Origin of the sequence: Parachlamydia sp., assembly GCF_050255895.1 — a bacterium.
GTDB classification, from domain to species: Bacteria; Chlamydiota; Chlamydiia; order Chlamydiales; family Parachlamydiaceae; genus Parachlamydia; species Parachlamydia acanthamoebae.
This window is the reverse complement of sequence record NZ_JBFWIR010000031.1, coordinates 15,471-34,048: the sequence shown is the minus strand read 5'-3', so window position 1 is coordinate 34,048 and position 18,578 is coordinate 15,471. Positions and strand designations below refer to the sequence as shown.

Genomic DNA, 18,578 nt, shown 5'->3' with positions numbered 1-18,578 from the left:
CACTTGATTTGTACAAATATTGATGCAACCCCTCGAGATTTTGAACGATTAATTAAAAAAATCACAAAATCCTCTCCAGATGAGATGACTGAAGCGCTTTCACTTCAAGAACATCTGAACTTAAAAGCACAAACAATGAATTACCTCTGCTAAATGCTTGTTCGAATAATTTTAAGCTCGTAGAACTTCTTCTTAAATGGGGAGCTGATGCCTCTAAAGTGCCACTATTTGAAATTTGCAAAAATCATGAACTCCCCCGAGAAATTTTGGAGCTCTATATAGAAGCGCTAAAAAAATTCCCTGATTTTGCATCTTTAATCAATCAGCAAGATTCGAAAGGCTTATCCGCTTTGCACCATGCTTGCATTTCTAACTTAGATCTCTTGGAATGCTTAATCAGCAATGGTGTAAAAAGAGAATTAGGCGACAGTCAAAAACGCACCGCTCTCTTTCATCTATGCCTAAATAAAAATGTTCAACTAGAACACATCCAATTGTTTATTAAGGACAATGCAGCTGAGCTTGTTAACCATCAAGATATCTGTGAGCTGACCCCTTTTCATGTTGCTTGTAAACAGACTTCTTTCGAAGTCATTAAAACCCTCATTCCCTATGCCAATTTCTTTAAAGATAATGAGGGACGAGCTCCGTTTTTCTTTGTCCTGGTCAATAGTCGTCTATCTCTGAATGAGATCTATGCCCTACTTGATTTAGGTTTACCAATTGATTCTTTTGCTCATCCAAATTTTCCTTTGTCTGAATTTTTGTCATTAGTCATCCAAAGGCACAATACTTTTTTATTAATCTCTGCTATTCAAAAAAGATTAAGTATTAAGAAAATTCATGAATTTTTCAATACATCCTCTTACTTTAATGTGGATGCGTATTTTAATTTGATCAAAAATTATCTCTTTCATCTTTTAATGACCCCTCTTATTCAACCTGAGGAGATTGAATTTGAACTAGATTATCGAAAAGCGCTCAATGAATCTCTACCACACATTTTTGCAGAAAAGGAATCTCAATTTACAGGAAATCCCCTTGAAATTCCTCTTCTGCTCCAAGACACCCAATTAATGATGAAATTTGAATCGGCAATCTTAAAACATTGGGGAGAGGTTGACCTCGCAAGCTTTCATGATCATTTATGGAAAAGCAGTTTTGCACGAGAAGATCTGCAAAATATGCGGTTTACTGTTAATCCAGCGCATTTTTCCATGACCAGTTCAGAAAATAAAGATATCCCTCCTGGACCTAATTTTGATTTAGATAATCTTGAGAAAATGTTTTTAGAGATTAATTTTACAAATCCTGATCTACCCGGATACCGGGATCCAAAAAAACTCACATGCGATGGTGACCCGACAACCATTGAAATCCTCCACAAAGGTACTAAGCTAGATGGAGAAGGAGGTATTCAAGGACTCATCAAAAGAATCCGAGAAAAACCACGCGATTTCACAGGTGTTCCTAAAGATGAAACAGAATATCTGAAACACTATGAAGATTTCGAAAATGTTCTAAGACATCTTGGCAACCTCCTACTCCATATGGATGATGCCAATGCCAAAGCGACCATTTTGATTGATATTGCTGTGATGGGACAATTCTGCGGCGGAAAAATTGTCGAAGCAAAAAGAATGTACGCGCTTTACTGCACCCCTTTTCAAGAGCTCGATGAAACATTGCCTCTTTTTGCTGGCAATCATTTACAAGGACATCGACAGGGAATTTTAGAAAACTGGGCAAAAAAAATACCTGGAGCAGCTTATGAAACGCACCGCTTTAGTCAATTCATGTATTTAGTGGGTGAAACATTAAATTTGCCTTTCTTCGAAACATTTGTAGAAGATGAATATTCGGGAATTCAAATAGGCCAGGAAGAAGTTTTAACAAGATTTCAGTATGAATACACCCCAACAGAAATTTTTAGAAATGTTAAAGGCTTTCTATTAGACAGATTGAGCAATCCTAAACTCCGTGAACTCATCGTAGACTGGTTCAAAGATAATGCTCCGACCAGCTATGAACATACAGAACGATTCAAAGCAGCTTTACAGAAAATTGAGGATCTAAAAGCTTTAAAAAAATCGAGACAGGAAATTAGACAAATTCTCTTAAAAGAAGATGAAATCTATTTGTCCCACGATGAATCTGTAAAAAGTGCTATTTTAAATCATCGCAAACAAAATTATTTACAAGAATACACAGTCACACAGGTTGAAGAATGGAATAAACCTTTTTATGACCGCTTGTTGGCAAATGTTAGAGATATGGAAAAAGCAGGCCTTACCTTAGCACAAATTTATGATTATTTAAAGACACAAATTATAGATTTACAGGAAGACATTTCTCCTGAAGCAGCGCTTACCGAACATAGAAGATTAGAGCATTTTAATAGTCTCATTAAAGAGGAAGATTGGAATAAAAGTTTTTATGACGATATTTTACAAAAAGCCTCTAAAATGTCTCGTTCAGAAGCTCGTCAATATCTTCTAGAAAACAAAATTCCTTTCAAAAAAGATAGAAAACTTAAAACTCTTTTGAAAGAATTTTTTAAGAGCGAGCTTCTCGAAACTCTTCTCCCATATGAAGTTAATGAAACCACAGGGGATGTGACTTACTCAATAAGTGATGAGACTGTTTTTCATCTATTAAAGAAAATGCATATCTTATCCTAAAAAATAATTCTCTTTTTTTCTCAGAAAATACTTTGATATTTTTGAAAAGATATTCTTCTCTTTAACACAACGAGAGCATCCAGGTGCTCTCGTTAAAGCTTTTCTGAGAAACAAACATGAACAAGCAAATGATTCTTCTATTTGCTTTATTATGTCATTTTTTCTATCCGTCCATTCAACTTAAAATTTCTATTATTACTTAGTCTATAGCAGAGACCCGTTCATGGCCCCCTTTTTGAAGAAACCGTACGTCAAAGCATTTTCTTTAGTGTTAGATTAATCCTTGCTGATGCGAATTCCTCGGGAAATAATGGGAGCACTATCCAAACCTATATGCAAAAGTACCCAAATTATTCACTCTTATCGTCTACAAAATGAATCTCTGCTTGCAAAGCCTCGACCCATTAACACAAAAGTATTCATACGCAATATGGAAAATTCGACGAGTTTTTTTAAATACGATGGGGAAGGAGATTTTTGGTGCCGTACAGCAAGTCAAGGAGCAAAATACAAAAAATCCCGAGATTTAGCGGAATCGTCTTTTAAAATTCCTGTGTTTCAAAACCTCCGAAGATGATCCTTATAGAAAACAAGAATAGTTAGAGTAAACCTCATGAACTGTTGATTATTTAGCTAAACCAACTGGTCAAAAGCAAATGTCAAGGCCTTTCAGAATCGGGACACGCATTTTTATTCACATGGCGGTTATTGCAGATACTAAATAAGTTGAGGTGAAGATTATGGCCCCCATATTGCATTCTCTCTGCTCACCCGATAAGCACTATCTTCTGTTAAGACTTCCAAGAAGTGGTTAGAGAATTTTATAGATCTTTCCAAGCGATGCATTGAAAAACATGGGGCCAAAAAGTGGGGTTATGGCTTTTATTAATGCTTCCCCGAAAGATGTATCGAAAATATCAAGCTGCTTAAAGAAAAACCGATGCATTGTCATGATTATTTTAAGGATTATACGCAGATCTCATATAGTTAGTTATCTATCTGATGAACCATCCGTAATTCTTTTTATCATACACTATTTCTTGTGTAATTTAAAAAATTAATTCATTAAAAAAATAGATGTTTTTTTAACGAATACTTAAATTTACAAGTCGATATTTCTGTTGATTTTATATAAAATTTATTACATGCTTTATACGATTTAAGTATTAAAAAATTAACAAAGGAATAAAGATGGGATTTTCTGCTACAGGAAGCTTATTAAAAGGCTCTTCTCTTCGACCCGATATTTTAACGGGAGTGCTTGTGGATGATAAAAACGTTTACATCAGATCTGGTCTCAATTCGCGACTTAATATACTTGGGTATATACCAGTTATCAGCTCACTATCAGGTTATGGTCGACTTGGATTAGGTACTGTCCATGCAGTCATTCATTTACCACTGACCTTCCGCAAAAAAAATCGCAAACATCACCTGGCGGAAATGAAACTGGGATTAAAAAATATGGGAAGAGGGGCAATTGAAATGATTCCTCTAATCAATATAACGTTGATTGCCGTTGATAGACTGAGAATGCGTAGAGATGAGAAAAAAGCTTTAAAACAAATTAATAACGACATATTAGCTTTCGTAAATAAAGGGACATTATTTGCATATGGGCAAGTAGCGAGCACACAAACACTCCAGGAGCTTGATGATAAAAGTATTAAATGGGTCAAGAAGGGCAAGATGCATGGATATGATTTACAAAAATAAGTGATCCAAGTAAGAAATGATATAGAAAAAAATCGGTGAAACATCCCCATTTATTTCTCGCCAAAGCAAGCGTTTGAATCATTCTCTAGACTGATTCAAGCGTTTTTTTCTCATGTTAATTCCAGAACAAACAGAAATCATCTAAAGTAACTCTTCGCCTATCCTCAACTCCTTGACTTTTAATAAATTAAATGATAACATTTTTTTAAAAAAAGGATTGAAAATGGATTTTTCTATTACTAAAAACTTATTATCTGGGTCTACACATCGCCCTGATCTTGTAACGCAAGTAACAGTTCGTGCCGGAGAAGATGTGCGTATCAAAGTAATTGCCGTAAGTAAGTTAAATAGGCTCGGATATATTCCGATCATTAGCTCATTCTCAGGGACTGCTCGAGCTGGATTGGGTTCCTTTCACACAGTCGTGCACCTATCTTGTGCAATTGTAGGAAATCGGAAGCATAACCTGCTGGAAGCAAAGCTAGGGGCAAAAAATGTTGCAAGAGGATTGGTTGAAATGATCCCTCTTATAGGAAATGTGGCGTTGTTTCTTACGGATACAGTCCGACTTAATATATATCATAGCAAAGCATTGGACATCATTGATGATAATAGAGAATTATATGATGGCCATTACGTAATTTTTAATAATGAAAAAGAATATTCTATGCATCCCTTAACATAGGTCTTCATCTTTAGAAAATTAACCATTCATGGAGCAATTATTTCTTAGTGCTCCTTTTTTATTCTTCTTATTGAAATTTAGCTTGTTTTTTAAGAAAAAAAACATAAGCTCTTTTTATATTCATCTAATGATAAAAGGAGTAAACGATGGGATTTTCTGCCACCGGAAATTTTTTATCCGGTTCTGCACAGCGACCAGACATTATAACGACAACAGACATATTTCCTGATAAAAAGGTAAATTTGAATTCACTTCCTGCGAGTCGATTGAACTCTTATGGGTATATACCTTTCTTCGGCACGGTGATAGGTACTTTTCATCTCACAGCCGGATCCCTCCACACAGCCATTCATTTTATAGCTCTCGCCATCTTTAAAAAAAATCGCGCACATCACCTTTCCGAAACAAAGCTTGGCTTGAAAAATATCGGAAGAGGATTTATTGAAATAGTTCCTGGTATGGGATTCCTCATGTACTTCATTGATAATTCGCGAGTCCGACAGATTCAAAAAAAGATCATAAAACAAATAGATAACAATAGAAACTACTACAATAATTACCATGTAGTTTTTTATAATGGAGAACTCCATTCTTTAACACGTATTATTACCATATAAAATTTAATTCCCTAGCTTTTGTTAAATTCACAGTCGATAGAGTTTTGGCTTGCCCATAATCTGGGCAAAGCACACTCTATTTAAATCTCATTTAATTCATATTTTAATCAAATCATTAATTACATTTTTTAAAAAATAGTTTCAGTATTTGATATCTAATCCATCCATTCCTATAATTAAAAATATATCTATAAAACCAATTTTGACCCCGCTTATTATAGGATATGCAAATGACTTCTCCGATTGGCAAAAATCCTCCCTATTCTTGTCATTGGGTTAAACAAAACTCAGATGAAATAATTATTAAAGAAATAACCGACTCTCCTAAAATCTTAAAAAAAATTGCTAAAGACTTATTAATACATACAGACGAAATACACACATTTCAACGAGTTATGTCCTGTATCAAGCAATCTGAAATAGTAGAAATAGATCAAAAAATAGCACATTTATTTTTAAATTTTGCTAAACAACAAAAACTAATTCCCAAAGTTGAAAGTTTGGTTAATTTAAAAAAAATCATCCCTGCGCAATTTGAAAATTCTCTATCATATCTATCGCTAAAATATGACGAAATTACAGAGATTCTTCTGTATGCCACAGCTGAAACTATCCACGAACTATCAAAAAATGATTTATTTAATGATCCATTCCTTGTCGATAAATCGCTGATTTTTCTCTGTTCTAATCCTTCTAGCAATCCGGATCTAATCAAACATTTTATCTCGCGGCAAGGAAATGTCAACTATTCAAATGGACTCATACAAGGCATTAATCAAACGCCTTTATTATTCGCCTGCAAAAATAATCCGGCTCTTATTCCCACTCTTTTAGAAAACAAAGCGGAAGCAAATTTTTATCATTATATTTTGGCTTGCGGCCACCCGAAAACGCTTCCCAAAACATTAGCAAGCTTAATAAAAGAATTAGAAAAAGAATGTCCCAACAAAAATTTCATTAATTTTTTCGATCGGAATGGAATGACGGGTTTGCATTATGCCTGTCAGTCAAATCCTGCACTTATTGCGGTCTTACTTCAAAAAAAAGCGAGTCCTTTTATCAAAAACAAAGAGGGGCTGCTTCCTATTCATCTCCTTTGCTTACAAAACTTTTGCACAGAAGATCACTTAGTAAAGCTAATTGAGGCCGGTGCCGATATCAACCAAAAAGATTCTAGAGGCTTCACGCCTTTAATCCACGCATGCAACACACAGCCGCTCAATCTCCCATTAATAAACATATTGATCAAATTGGGAGCCGATGTAGAAGTAAGAGACAGTGAAGCAAATACTGTTCTACATCATTTATGCAATAACTCTTCCGCAAAACCAGAAGGTGTTGAAGCGATCCTCGAAAAGGTTCAAAATAAGAAAAATTTCATTAATTATCTTAATAAGTTTAAAGAGAACGCTCTTCATCGCGCATGCCAAAGCAAAATACATCCTTCCATCCTCGAATTACTGCTGAGTGAAGGATGCGATTTTCATGCATTTGACTCGTCAAAACGCCTTCCAATTACTTATGCTTGCTCAAATCCCTCATTCTCTGCACAAACCATTCAATCCCTCTTCCAATATTTGGACACCTCCTATATCAATTACCAAGATTCTCAGGGACAAACGTTATTGCACCACGTTTGTTCGGCCAACAATGTCCGCCTCAGCGCAATTGCAATTCTCCTTCTGAAGAACGCAAGCGTATTTATTGTCGATCAAACAAACCAATCCCCACTTTATGTTGCTTGTGCCAATCCAAGAGCCTCTTTAGCATCGATAGAAATCTTAGCAGAAGCAGCTGCAGAGCAGGGAGATTTAAAAGTCTACCTCAATCAAAAAAAAATAGGCTCCAATACACCCGCTATTTTTGAGGCATGCTTAGCAAACCATGATGCAAACGTGATTGATTACTTAATTTCTCAGGGGGCCAATGCGACCTTTATTCATTCTAAATATGGCTCTCTTTTACATATCCTGTGCCTTCACCAAAATGTTTCTGAAGACTCGATCCGAAGAATCATCCAAGCTCTCAAAGAAGAAGGTAAAGATCTACAAGCTTTCCTCAATCTGAGAGCAGAAGGAAAAACTGCTCTGGAAATTGCTTGTGAATCCAAAGTAGGTCAACAAATAATCGAAATGTTAATCGATTGTGGAACAAGAATTGATTCGCACAACATGCCCTTTTTTCAGCGCATTTGTGAAAATCCCAGCATAACCTCTTTAGTTTTACAAAAATTCATCGAGGTAGCGCGAAATGGAATGGCAATTCAAGACTATATCAACCAAGCGGCATCCGATGGAGAAACGGCCATCGAAAGGGCGTGTAAGGTCAATCCTTTAAATTCAGACACCATCATCACCTTAGTCAAACTTGGAGCAAAGCCACGTAATGGCTCCGTTTTGCATCACCTATGCAAAAATATCAGTCTCACACCCGATCTCTTGCAAAAAGTGATCGAACATGAATTGGATGTCAATCTAACGAATGATGAAGGTCTAACTGCAACTCAAATCGCTTGTGCTTGCAAACCACCTCAATCTGCCGTCATTCAAACTTTGATCCATTATCGAGCAGATATCATCTGGAACAACACATCCATTCTGCATGCCTTATGCTCAAATCCCAGCCTAACTCCGGAACTTTTAAAAGTTTTTTTAGAAGAAATACATCCATCTAGTGATTTAACCCATGCATTAAACCTAAAAAATTCTTTAGGAGAAACACCTCTAGCAGCCTATGTAAAAATTTCCCATAATCCCGAAATCGTACAGCTCTTATTCGATTATGGGGCAACTGTCGAACATGCAGATCTTCTACCACTTCACTTAGCCTGCCAAAATTCTCAAATGCTTCCGGAGACCTTACAACTGATCGTGGAAGCAGGAAGGCATGAATTAGAGGCTGGTGAATATGTGAGCTTACTAGGAGAAGACGGAACAAATGCAATTGAAAAGGCTTGCCTTGTATACCCTTTGAATGGAGAACTTATTAAGCTTTTAATCAAGCTTGGTGCGCGGACAAATGATGGATGTGTGCTTCACCATCTATGCCAAAATACAAGCTTAACGCCTGAATTACTAGTCGATTTGATCAAAGACTGCTCTTTAGAAGAAGACATCCATCTATTAAACAACGATCGCTTAACAGTTATTCAAGTTGCATGTACGTGTCGTCCGATTAATCCAGCAATCATCAAAATCTTGTACCAACTCAACGCATCCCTTTATTTTCAGGAAGGAGAGACGATCACATCGATCCTTCACACAATTTGCACCAATCCAGATGTGACCCCCAAGACATTACAGGCTGTCATCGACATGATGGCGTCAGATGAAGATGTTAAAGACTTCATCGACTTACAGAATGAATTTGGCGAAACGGCTTTAGCCATGCATGTACAAAATGGAGGGAATCCCATCATCATAGAACTTTTAACCGATTACAACGCAAATATTTTGCTCCCTAATATGGAAAACAATACACCTCTTCATCTCGCCTGTATGCATGAAACTGTAAATCCTGAAATTTTGAGACATTTAATCAGTGCTGCCTTATTACAAAATTCCAATGATTACGTGAATCAGCAAAATGAAATTGGGCAAACCGCCCTGCATATTCTTTTAAATGCACATAATCTACATGAAGAAGCGATTCAACTCTTACTTGAATCTCATAGTGATGTTCGTTTAGGGGACATGAATCAACAAACACCTCTTCACATTGCTTGCATAAATCCTTTTATCACAATTACATGTCTCAATCATCTATTTGAGACTGCTTTTCGTCAAAACGAAATAGCTCCATTTGTAAACATGCGTGATAGACACAAGCGAACCGCTCTTCATTATTTTTGCCTCTGTGGAAAACTAGAACACGCTATTTTTAATCTCCTCATTAGTGAGGGAAGTCGAGTGGATGATTTGGACGCTGATTCAAACTCTACCCTTCATCTGGCCTGTCAAAATCCTTTCGTTACCCCCACAATCATTCACTCTATTCTTACACAAAATTCAAGGCCCCATCGATTCATCAACCTTCCTAATCAAAGAGGAGAAACAGCCCTTCACCAGGTCTGTTTAGCCAATGATCTAAAAATAGATCTCATCGAAACTTTAATTAAAAAAAATGCAGATGTCGGAGCTTTAGATAAAAACAAAAAAACCACTTTGCATTTCATTTGCGAGCATTCTCAGGCATCGGTCGAAATCCTCCTTCTCCTAATCGACAATGTGGAACATAGAAAAAACTATATCGATCAAAAAGATACAGATGGCTGCGTAGCGATTCAAATTGCATGTTCCACAACACTTCTAAATGAACGACTCATAGCCGCTCTCATTGATTTAGGAGCCGATTTAACTGTCGAAGACAAAAAAGGTGATTCGCTTTTACACCTAGTAAGCAACCATTCAACTGTTTCATTAAGAATTTTGGAAAAAATTGTCGCAAAATCGCCTTTACAAATTTCTCAAATTAATCAGAAAGGGTTGACTCCTCTGCATTATTGTATAGCCAATGGGTGCCATCCGAAAACACTTAAATTCTTTGTCGAAAATGGCGCTGATATTATGCGACAGGATAAATCTCACCGTTCATGTTTAGAATATCTGATTATGCATGCAGATACCACCTCCAAACGCCTATACAAATTTCTATCAAAAGAAGACCTTAAAAAATTTGGACAACTCAAATTCCATGGAAACAATACCCTTCTTCACATCGCCTGCTTATATAACACCCCTCTTGTAAAAAGTTTTTTGGAATTAGAATATGACGTCGAAGCCCTTAATCTCGATCAAATGAGTCCCCTTCATTTTCTGTGCCTTAATTCTCGAGCTTCCCCTAAAAATTTCGAACAGTTAACCGCCAAACTTACCCACTTAATGATATACGAGTACGTCAATCAAGAGACTTCTAATGGAGATTCACCACTAAAAATTGCAGCTGCACATAACCCTCATCTAGTCAAAATTTTGATTTTGAATGGTGCGAAAGCCATATCTCTTCACGAAGCTTGCAAAAATAAAGAAATGAAGCTGGACACTTTTAATTTGCTCATTCAGCAACTGATCGAATACAAAAGGTCTCTGGATGAAAGAAATGACAAAAATCAAACAGCTCTACACATTGCCTGTGCTGTTCATCCACAGTTCATTGCAACTTTAGTTAAGCATAAGGCCCGCAGAGACCTATTGGATCATAACGGACAAACACCTCTCCATCTTGCATGCCGAAATCAAGAAATCACAGTAAGTGCGATAAAAAGCCTGATTGAAAATGAAGGAATCCAACTGATCAATCAAGAAGATGAAAATGGAGTCACCCCTTTTTTATTGGCATGCCAATTTGCCCGTTTTGAGATTATTCAAAAACTTCTGCCCCATGCAAACCTCCATCTAAAAGATGCTAAAAAAAGATCACCTCTACTCTATTTATGTAAGAATACACATCTTGATCTGAAAATGCTTCACACAATTATTCAAGCAGGGATTCCTCTAGAATCATTCAACCACTCTGAATTTACTCTCACTACATTTTTAGCCCTCATAATCGAATTCAGAGACCACAAATTGCTTGTTGGAGCTATTCAAAATGGATTAAGCATTGGAGAAGTACATGAAATCCTGAACACATCAGAGTGTTTTTTTCACAATGTTTATTTTCTCCTCATTAAAAAGCATTTGATAAGCTTACTAAAAACAGATGTTGTAAATCTGGAAGAAATTGAAAGCGAACTCGAATTTAAAAAAGTACTTAAAACGCATGTCTCCCGTATTTTCAAAAATGCTCAGTTTTCAGGAAACCCATTAGAAATTCCTCTTCTTCTTCAAGATCGACAATTGCTACGCTTTTTTGAAAGGGAAATCCGTGCACTGTGGGGTAAAGAGAGACTTCAATCCCTTCATCAAGAGCTATCGAATCAGCAATATGCTTTAGCAGATTTAAAAAACATGGAGTACTTTGTAAATCCTTGCCATTTTACAAAAACACTTTCAGAACACAAAAAAATCCCTACGGCCCCGGATTTTGATCTACAGCTACTCGAAAAACTATTTTTAGAAATCAATTTTACCGATCCTTCTCTGCCAGGATATCGAGATCCAACAAAGCTCACGAGCGATGGGTCTCCAACAACACCGACAATCCTCCACTTAGGCTTACAGCAGGATGGAAATGGAGGCATCAGGGGACTCATCAAGAGGATGCAAGAAAGACCTAAGAACTTCGCAGGAGTTCCACAGGAGGATTCTGCCCATCAAAAACATTATGATGATTTTGAAAATATTCTTAAGCATTTAGGTCACCTTCTTCCACAATTAGATGTCGATTCTAAAACAAGCGTTCTCCTCGACATCTCTGTCATGGGTCTGTTCTGTGGAGGTAAAATTGCAGAAGCCAAAAGAATGTATGAACTTTATTGCACATCTTCTTTCAAGGGCCTTTATACCCTTGAAAATTTGATCTGCAATCAGTTGCAAGATCATAGACATGGAATTATAGAAAATTGGATTAAAAGTATTCCTGGCATGATCTATGAAACGCATCGCTACAATCATCTCATGTTTCTTGTCGGAAAAACTTTAAATTTACCTTTTGCTGACACATTTTCTGTTCCAGATCCCTATGCAGGTATTGAAATGGATGCTAAGGAGATCCTACAAAAATTCCGGTATGAATATACCCCTATGGAAATTTTCGAAAATGTGAAGAATCATCTTTTAGAGTGTTTGCAAAATCTGCAATTGAGAAATTATGTTCTGGATTGGTTTAAAGACAATGTCCCTTCAAATTTTCATAAGCAAAAATATGATCGGCTAAAACGAAAAATCAAACTTTTAGAAGCCTCAGGGAATTCAAGAGATGAAATAAGAAAGAAGCTTGCTGAAGAAGATGTGATTCAATTGCCCCCTGATCAAACGATTGAAGAAGCGATTGCGATGCACCGTCGAAAACATTACTTAAACAATTACAAGCATATTCCCCTTGAAGAATGGAAAAAAGATGTTTATGAACCCATTTTAGATTGGGTTAAGAACATGCGACATAAAGGAGATTCTCCTGAAAAGATCTATCATGAATTGGAAAAACACGCCATTGTTCTAAAGCAAGTCTACGAAGATGAAGAGGATATGCCCCTGGATATCACACCCGAAAAACTCGTTCTAGAGCATCGAAGACAGGATCATTTTTTTAGTGAAATTCTTGAGAATGATTGGGAAAAGGATATGTATGACACTATTTTAAAAGAAGTTGCAGCGATGAATCGTTCTGAAGCTACACACTATCTGCAAGACAAAGGCATAACTTTAGAAAACCAAGGATCTTTAATCTCTCTTTTAGAACAAGAACGCGCCATTGAATATCAACAATCCGTTATTCAATTTAACAAAAAATTTATAATCAAAAGCAATAGTGCTATCTTCCGAATGTTAAGAAAAATGAAAATTTTAAATAAAAGCTTAAAAGATTAAGGCTTGTCGTCAATTAAATGATTGACTAAATCATATAGCTATCGAATAAACTAAACGATTCCAAGGAGTTGTTTATGAAGCGATATGCTCTGATCAGTTTTGCTTTAAATCTAGGACAAGCCCCGAATCTAGAGTGAGCAGATTTATTACTTTTTGAAATGCAAGCGAAGATTGTGATAGCTGACAAAGTATTTAGGACTAAGGAGAAAGTGATTATTCATTTGAAGAAAGCGGGAAAGGGCATCGTCATTCTATCAAGGAGGAATGCTAAAGAACCGATGAAATATGATAAGCATCATTATAAAGCGAGGCATCTAATTGAGAATTTTTTTGCTAATTGAAGCAATATCAAGGAATAGCCACTATGACAAGACTGCTCGGATTTTTTTCTCCGCTGTTTATCTAACAACCTCCATGATATGCTTAATTGCCCCCCAATCAATCTACCTCCCGGAGAAGAAGGGAGATAAACATTTACATAGAAACTTTTCTTTATGAATGTTATAATTGGCAGCTTACTTATCTAATAAAGATAGATCGCCATGTCCATATCATTCAAAAGTAAACAGGATTATACTAAAATGGTTTTAAATGAGAATCATTTAGTACCCATTGATAAAATTCCCGAGTACTCACCTGGTTCAGCATCTATCTTCAAAAAATTCTCCAATGCACCTGAAGCACTTCGACATTCCCCTTTAAGAGATCGTGCTAACGAGTTAGCTAAAGTGACGAAAAAATGGCATAAGACTAAAGATAATGAGGTGAAAGATAAAATTTTTGCCATATTTCGAACAGCTCTAGGGATTACGATTATAGCCGTAGGAGTTTTTGGATTAGTTGCTGGAGCCATAATCGCCCCACCTGTGGCGGGAATCACGGTGAGTGCTGGTGTAGCTTATGCGTGTCTTACAGGCTACAATATGTACCACGCAAAGACTCCTTTAACTTTTAAAGGAATCCTTACCGCATGCGCACTCGGCCCTTTTCTACCTATATATAAAGCATTCGGAAATGTTAACCGCTTGCAGAAAATAAGAATAAGCATTCAAGATTCTGTTGAACTCGATTTCGATGAACTTACACGTTTTTTTAATGCTGAACACACGCGTATTGAAGCAAAATTGACTGAAGAAATAGCCAGACTAGACAAAGCTATATATGAAACACGCGTGCCATTACTGCGGGCCGAAAAATTCAAAGTCGATTCTCCGGATCCGTTCAATTCTCCAGAGATGAGAGAATCTCGAAAACGTGAACGTGATTTTTGGTTGGAAAAGTGCTATCATGAAACTGCTTTAAAAGAGCTCCAAGATGCAGCAGCATTCTACGCAAAATATAAGTAATCTCATATGAAAATGGGACTTGTAGGTTAAGTCGCTCTTCGATCGACTAAAATTATTTTTCTCTTCCCTTTTTTAGACCAATATGCGCAGCTTCTTTCTTAAAATTGTATTAAGTTCCTCAAAAACTCCCGTAGATTTTCAGCGCTGAAACTGCGCAGCTTTTCAATCAGGGAAATCACGCCAAGCACAACCGGTTCTTAAAATATATAAGATAGCGTTTAAAAGTTCTCTTTTAGAGTGTACAAAAGGTCTACCACTTTTTGCATAATCCATTTCAAATAAGTGCTTTATTTCTGCCATTCAGAATCAGTTAAATCGCTTGAGTATTGCTTTCTCATGTTCTCCCAAAATTTATTGATTATCCTAATAAAGCTAAATTTTGGGTTTTATCAACAAGCTATAATAAGTAATGTCATTTATGATAACTAAGCCCATATTTTCCGCGGAGGGGTTAAAAACAGTCATTACATTTTAAGGTGCAACAGTTGATGAAATTGAATATGCTTTTAAAACTTGTATAATGACTGCTTAGAATCTCATCAAGCAACTAGGAATTACAAATAAAGATTATTTTTAAATTTTACTATGCTCGCAAAAATGAATGATTATGCTTTTTCAAATATCGCCTAATCGGCCAATAAAGAAATTTGGATGATCAGAAAGATTTTTTATAGCATTTTCCAACCCCTGCGATGCAATGCGATCTCTCATCATTCCGGTTTGAAGAATTAACGCAGAAGGAATGCCACATTGACGAGCCCCTCGAATATCGGTTTCAGGGGTATCTCCTACCATTAAAATTTCTGAAAGGTCGTGGATCTTATTTTGCGCAAAACAATCTATTGCTTTCGCATAAGCTGTTGGATAAGGCTTACCAATATAGAAGACTGATCCTCCCAACTCTTCATAGATCGCAGCAATGCTACCTTGTCTGACAACTGGCTTGGGAGGATTGCCTTCATGAGCAAATCGATCGGGATTCGAACAGATTAACGTCAATTTTTTCTTGATCACTTCTTGAATTTTCTGCCGGAAAATTTCAGGATCTTCCTGATCCTCTCCTTCAATGTGTGGAATACCAGTATAAATAAAATCTGCTTCGTCAAGATCAGATGTTTCCCTATAAGCTGTTCCTTGAAAAATCAATTCATGTGAAGAGAAGTGAGGATGAATGCCCCCAAATACCCAAAATTTTTTATAGTTGGTCTGAAAGGGCAAGGCTTCATTTAAAAAAATTTCTCGAGTAATTTCTCCTGAAGTCACAAGAAAGTGAAAGTGTTTACCTTCAAGAATTCCATGTCCCTCCAATTTCTTTATTTCCTTTGAAGCGAGTTGCGTAGAATTTGATAAAACACCCACCACTTTTCCACTGGCAACTAAATGCTCCATCGCTTCTTTAGCACCAGGAATAAGACCGGTGGAATTGCCGCCCCAAAAAACACCATATGCGTCTAACAAAACGCCTCTAAAATCGGAAACGATGTGAGAAAGGCTGGGATAGATGGGGAAAGGCATTTCATTCATAGAGGGGTCTCCTTAAAAAAAATCAGTTTAACAAGACCCCCCTGACACAGCAAGCTTTAATTTTTTAGCTGCCTTCTCTTTTGGCCATAGAAATGTTATCCCCATCAATCTGAAGGTTTTTTGCTTTGGCTGTTTTTTTTAATTCCACTTCTGCTGTTTGTTCTTTTTGTTCTTGCGCTTCGATACTTGCGCGTTCTTGTTTATCAACGATTTGATCAAATAAGGTGCCTTCACCAACCGCTTTTTCTGGTAATGGAACTTTCTCTTTTTCCATTTCTATTTTTGGGTGGTCTTCTTCTTTCTCCTGATTTAATAGAGCGCGTTCCCGCATTTTGCCTAGCCGCTGCTGAGATTTTTGATAATCGCTTGCAATAGACTTTTGCTGCTCTTTATAGCTGTCTTGTGAATTTTGATGGTTCCCTTGAAAAAATAACGTTAATTCTTCTAAAAAGTGAGCATCCAGTGCCCTCATATCTTCTAAAACATATTTTTCTGTTTGAACAGCATTGCGATGATATCCTTTCGTTTGATCTCCTAGGGAAACTGTAAATTCATGCACATGCTGGTCATGGATTAATCGGTTAATTTCTTTAGAAAATTTAAATACAGGTGTATTTGCATGAGAAGTTTGAATCATCACAGCCGTATTATTTTTAATAGCTTCAACGAATTCAAGTAAATCATGCGTCATCCGAATTTCAACATGATCGGTTTCACCAAGCTCAATTTTTTTCAAATTTTCTAAACTTAATATGCCTGTTAAAAAAGGGAGGTTATTAGATTGAGATTGCGCCATCAATCGATCAAATTCCACACTTTGTGAAGGCTGATTAAAAGGGATGGAAGGATTGGAATGATTACTAGGTAACTGGCTATTAATATCCATAATCTCAACTCCTTATGGTTTTAAATCTATTATATCAAACAATTATTTTATCAATGAAATAAAATATTATCGTTTTATTTTTACTTTGCTTGAATAAAAAAAATGTTTTTGATACTTGTACAGCATAATAGAAACCTTACTAGGAAGAGCAATGCTTCACCGATTTATTTTATTTGGATCGATTCTTGTTTCGGCTTTCTTTTCTTTATCTGCCGCATCTCCCGCTGATGAAAAAATGGTTGCTCTTCTCAAAAATTTTGAGAAGTATGCTGAAGAACAGAGGGTCCTTTGGAAAATTCCCGGTATGGCCATTGCGATTGTAAAAGATCAAGATGTGGTTTTAGAAAAGGGATTTGGTCAACGAGGAATCAAAAATACTCAACCAGTGGACCAAAATACACTTTTCCAAATCGGTTCCTTAAGCAAGGCATTTACTTCTACATTGCTCGCGATTGCGAATGATCGTGATTTATTAAAATGGGAAGATAAAGTGATCCATCACTTGCCCTCTTTTCACTTGTACGATCCATGGGTCACAGCAGAATTTCAGGTCAATGACTTGTGCGCACAACGAAGTGGATTGCCTCCTTATGCAGGTGATTATCAAGCGACTCTAGGATTTTCTGCAGATGAAATTTTTCACCACCTCGCCTATATCAAACCCCTCACTAGTTTTCGTGCTGATTATGCCTACCAAAATAGCTTTTTCTTAGTCGCTTCCAAAATCTTGGAAAATAAGCTATCTGCAACCTTCCCGATTCTTCTGCACAGAGAAATCTTTGTTCCGTTAAACATGAAAAATTCAAACGCTTCACTACACGAATACTTAGCTTCGCCCAATCGAGCAGAATGGCTGATGCGTTTAAAAAATGGGTCCACCGAAATAGTGAAAGAAGATTTTCCTTTTCTTAACTGGAATTATACTCTGGGACCTGCTGGAGGGATCAATTCCACGGTTAGTGACATGTCGAAATGGTTAATTTTACAAGCCAATCAGGGGCAATTTGAAGGTGTGGAGCTTGTCTCCAAAAAGAACATGCGTTTTTTAAGACGTCCTGGCATTTATGCAGGGGAATTAGAAGAACATAACATGTTTTATGCACAAGGCTGGCTCCATATAGAAAATACCCCCTATCCTGTCATTCTACATGACGGATCCACTTTGGGAGTTTACAATGTCGCCGCCTTCATTCCAGAAGAAAAATTAGGCATCGTGATTTTAACCAATGTCAGAAACACCCGTTTAGCTTTAGCCCTTGCCTTGCAATTTTTTGACCAGTACTTTGGCAAGCCAGACAAAAATTGGAGTCAACACTTTTTAGAGCAATCTCAAAAAGCTGAACCTAAAACAGAAGCTCCTCAAAATATTTCGCCTCCTCTTCCCCTGCATTTATATACAGGAACTTATATCAATCCTATCTATGGCGAGCTTCTTGTAAAAATAGAAAATAAAAATTTGGTTCTTTCATTAGGCAAAATAACGCAAACTTTCACTCTCTCCCATTGGGACCGAGATATTTTTACTTTAGAAGACCCTTTTAGTGGAGAGCTCCCCTCCAAGGTTTCGTTTTTGTTAAATAAAGACGGGATTGTCTCCACTGTGCAGTTAGAGTTTTTATCTAAAGAAGGGGCGGGAGATTTTATAAAAAAATGA

At 36.7% G+C, this 18,578-nt stretch carries 10 protein-coding genes and 1 pseudogene; 8 read left to right on the top strand and 3 right to left on the bottom strand.

The window, feature by feature from the left end; all coding sequences use genetic code 11:
* The first annotated feature begins 218 nt into the window (after positions 1-218).
* The 7 genes and pseudogenes from AB7E63_RS07065 (at position 219) to AB7E63_RS07035 (ending at position 14,514) form a co-directional block, all read left to right on the top strand.
* Positions 219-2,681 carry an ankyrin repeat domain-containing protein gene (locus AB7E63_RS07065; RefSeq protein ID WP_428419057.1) on the top strand — a complete coding sequence of 821 codons (2,463 nt, stop codon included), beginning with the start codon at positions 219-221 and terminating at the stop codon, positions 2,679-2,681.
* Between the two features lie 1,191 nt (positions 2,682-3,872).
* A complete protein-coding gene (locus tag AB7E63_RS07060; RefSeq protein ID WP_006341575.1) occupies positions 3,873-4,397 on the top strand; it encodes a hypothetical protein in 525 nt (174 codons plus the stop codon).
* Positions 4,398-4,620: 223 nt separating this feature from the next.
* Positions 4,621-5,082: a hypothetical protein gene (locus AB7E63_RS07055; protein ID WP_013924745.1), complete on the top strand. Its 462-nt coding sequence runs from the start codon at positions 4,621-4,623 to the stop codon at positions 5,080-5,082.
* A gap of 146 nt (positions 5,083-5,228) precedes the next feature.
* Positions 5,229-5,699: a hypothetical protein gene (locus tag AB7E63_RS07050; RefSeq protein WP_006341577.1), complete on the top strand. Its 471-nt coding sequence runs from the start codon at positions 5,229-5,231 to the stop codon at positions 5,697-5,699.
* 230 nt (positions 5,700-5,929) lie between these two features.
* Complete coding sequence (locus tag AB7E63_RS07045) at positions 5,930-13,168, top strand: ankyrin repeat domain-containing protein (RefSeq protein WP_100067521.1); 7,239 nt, start codon at positions 5,930-5,932, stop codon at positions 13,166-13,168.
* A 245-nt stretch (positions 13,169-13,413) separates the two neighbouring features.
* A pseudogene (locus tag AB7E63_RS07040) lies at positions 13,414-13,594 on the top strand (IS5/IS1182 family transposase); the annotation flags it as partial.
* A 116-nt stretch (positions 13,595-13,710) separates the two neighbouring features.
* The gene (locus tag AB7E63_RS07035) at positions 13,711-14,514 is read left to right on the top strand and encodes a hypothetical protein (protein ID WP_226987378.1); all 804 of its coding nucleotides are present in this window, start codon (positions 13,711-13,713) and stop codon (positions 14,512-14,514) included.
* 162 nt (positions 14,515-14,676) lie between these two features.
* Here AB7E63_RS07035 and AB7E63_RS07030 read toward each other — a convergent pair whose 3' ends face one another.
* From AB7E63_RS07030 to AB7E63_RS07020, 3 genes are all read right to left on the bottom strand, one after another.
* Positions 14,677-14,814, bottom strand: coding sequence for an IS5 family transposase (locus AB7E63_RS07030; RefSeq protein ID WP_006341581.1), 138 nt, complete (start codon positions 14,812-14,814; stop codon positions 14,677-14,679).
* 315 nt (positions 14,815-15,129) lie between these two features.
* Positions 15,130-16,038, bottom strand: coding sequence for a TIGR01459 family HAD-type hydrolase (locus AB7E63_RS07025; RefSeq protein ID WP_006341582.1), 909 nt, complete (start codon positions 16,036-16,038; stop codon positions 15,130-15,132).
* Between the two features lie 64 nt (positions 16,039-16,102).
* Positions 16,103-16,924 carry a hypothetical protein gene (locus AB7E63_RS07020; protein WP_006341583.1) on the bottom strand — a complete coding sequence of 274 codons (822 nt, stop codon included), beginning with the start codon at positions 16,922-16,924 and terminating at the stop codon, positions 16,103-16,105.
* A gap of 151 nt (positions 16,925-17,075) precedes the next feature.
* Here AB7E63_RS07020 and AB7E63_RS07015 point away from each other — a divergent pair, with 151 nt between their 5' ends.
* A complete protein-coding gene (locus tag AB7E63_RS07015) occupies positions 17,076-18,578 on the top strand; it encodes a serine hydrolase (RefSeq protein ID WP_006341584.1) in 1,503 nt (500 codons plus the stop codon).

What these genes read in the sequence shown, in the direction of transcription:
- AB7E63_RS07055 (WP_013924745.1), top strand. Translation starts at nt 4,621, where the DNA reads ATGGATTTTTCTATTACTAAAAACTTATTATCTGGGTCTACACATCGC.
- AB7E63_RS07060 (WP_006341575.1), top strand. Translation starts at nt 3,873, where the DNA reads ATGGGATTTTCTGCTACAGGAAGCTTATTAAAAGGCTCTTCTCTTCGA.
- AB7E63_RS07015 (WP_006341584.1), top strand. Translation starts at nt 17,076, where the DNA reads ATGCTTCACCGATTTATTTTATTTGGATCGATTCTTGTTTCGGCTTTC.
- AB7E63_RS07030 (WP_006341581.1), bottom strand. Translation starts at nt 14,814, where the DNA reads ATGGCAGAAATAAAGCACTTATTTGAAATGGATTATGCAAAAAGTGGT.
- AB7E63_RS07045 (WP_100067521.1), top strand. Translation starts at nt 5,930, where the DNA reads ATGACTTCTCCGATTGGCAAAAATCCTCCCTATTCTTGTCATTGGGTT.
- AB7E63_RS07050 (WP_006341577.1), top strand. Translation starts at nt 5,229, where the DNA reads ATGGGATTTTCTGCCACCGGAAATTTTTTATCCGGTTCTGCACAGCGA.
- AB7E63_RS07025 (WP_006341582.1), bottom strand. Translation starts at nt 16,038, where the DNA reads ATGAATGAAATGCCTTTCCCCATCTATCCCAGCCTTTCTCACATCGTT.
- AB7E63_RS07020 (WP_006341583.1), bottom strand. Translation starts at nt 16,924, where the DNA reads ATGGATATTAATAGCCAGTTACCTAGTAATCATTCCAATCCTTCCATC.
- AB7E63_RS07035 (WP_226987378.1), top strand. Translation starts at nt 13,711, where the DNA reads ATGTCCATATCATTCAAAAGTAAACAGGATTATACTAAAATGGTTTTA.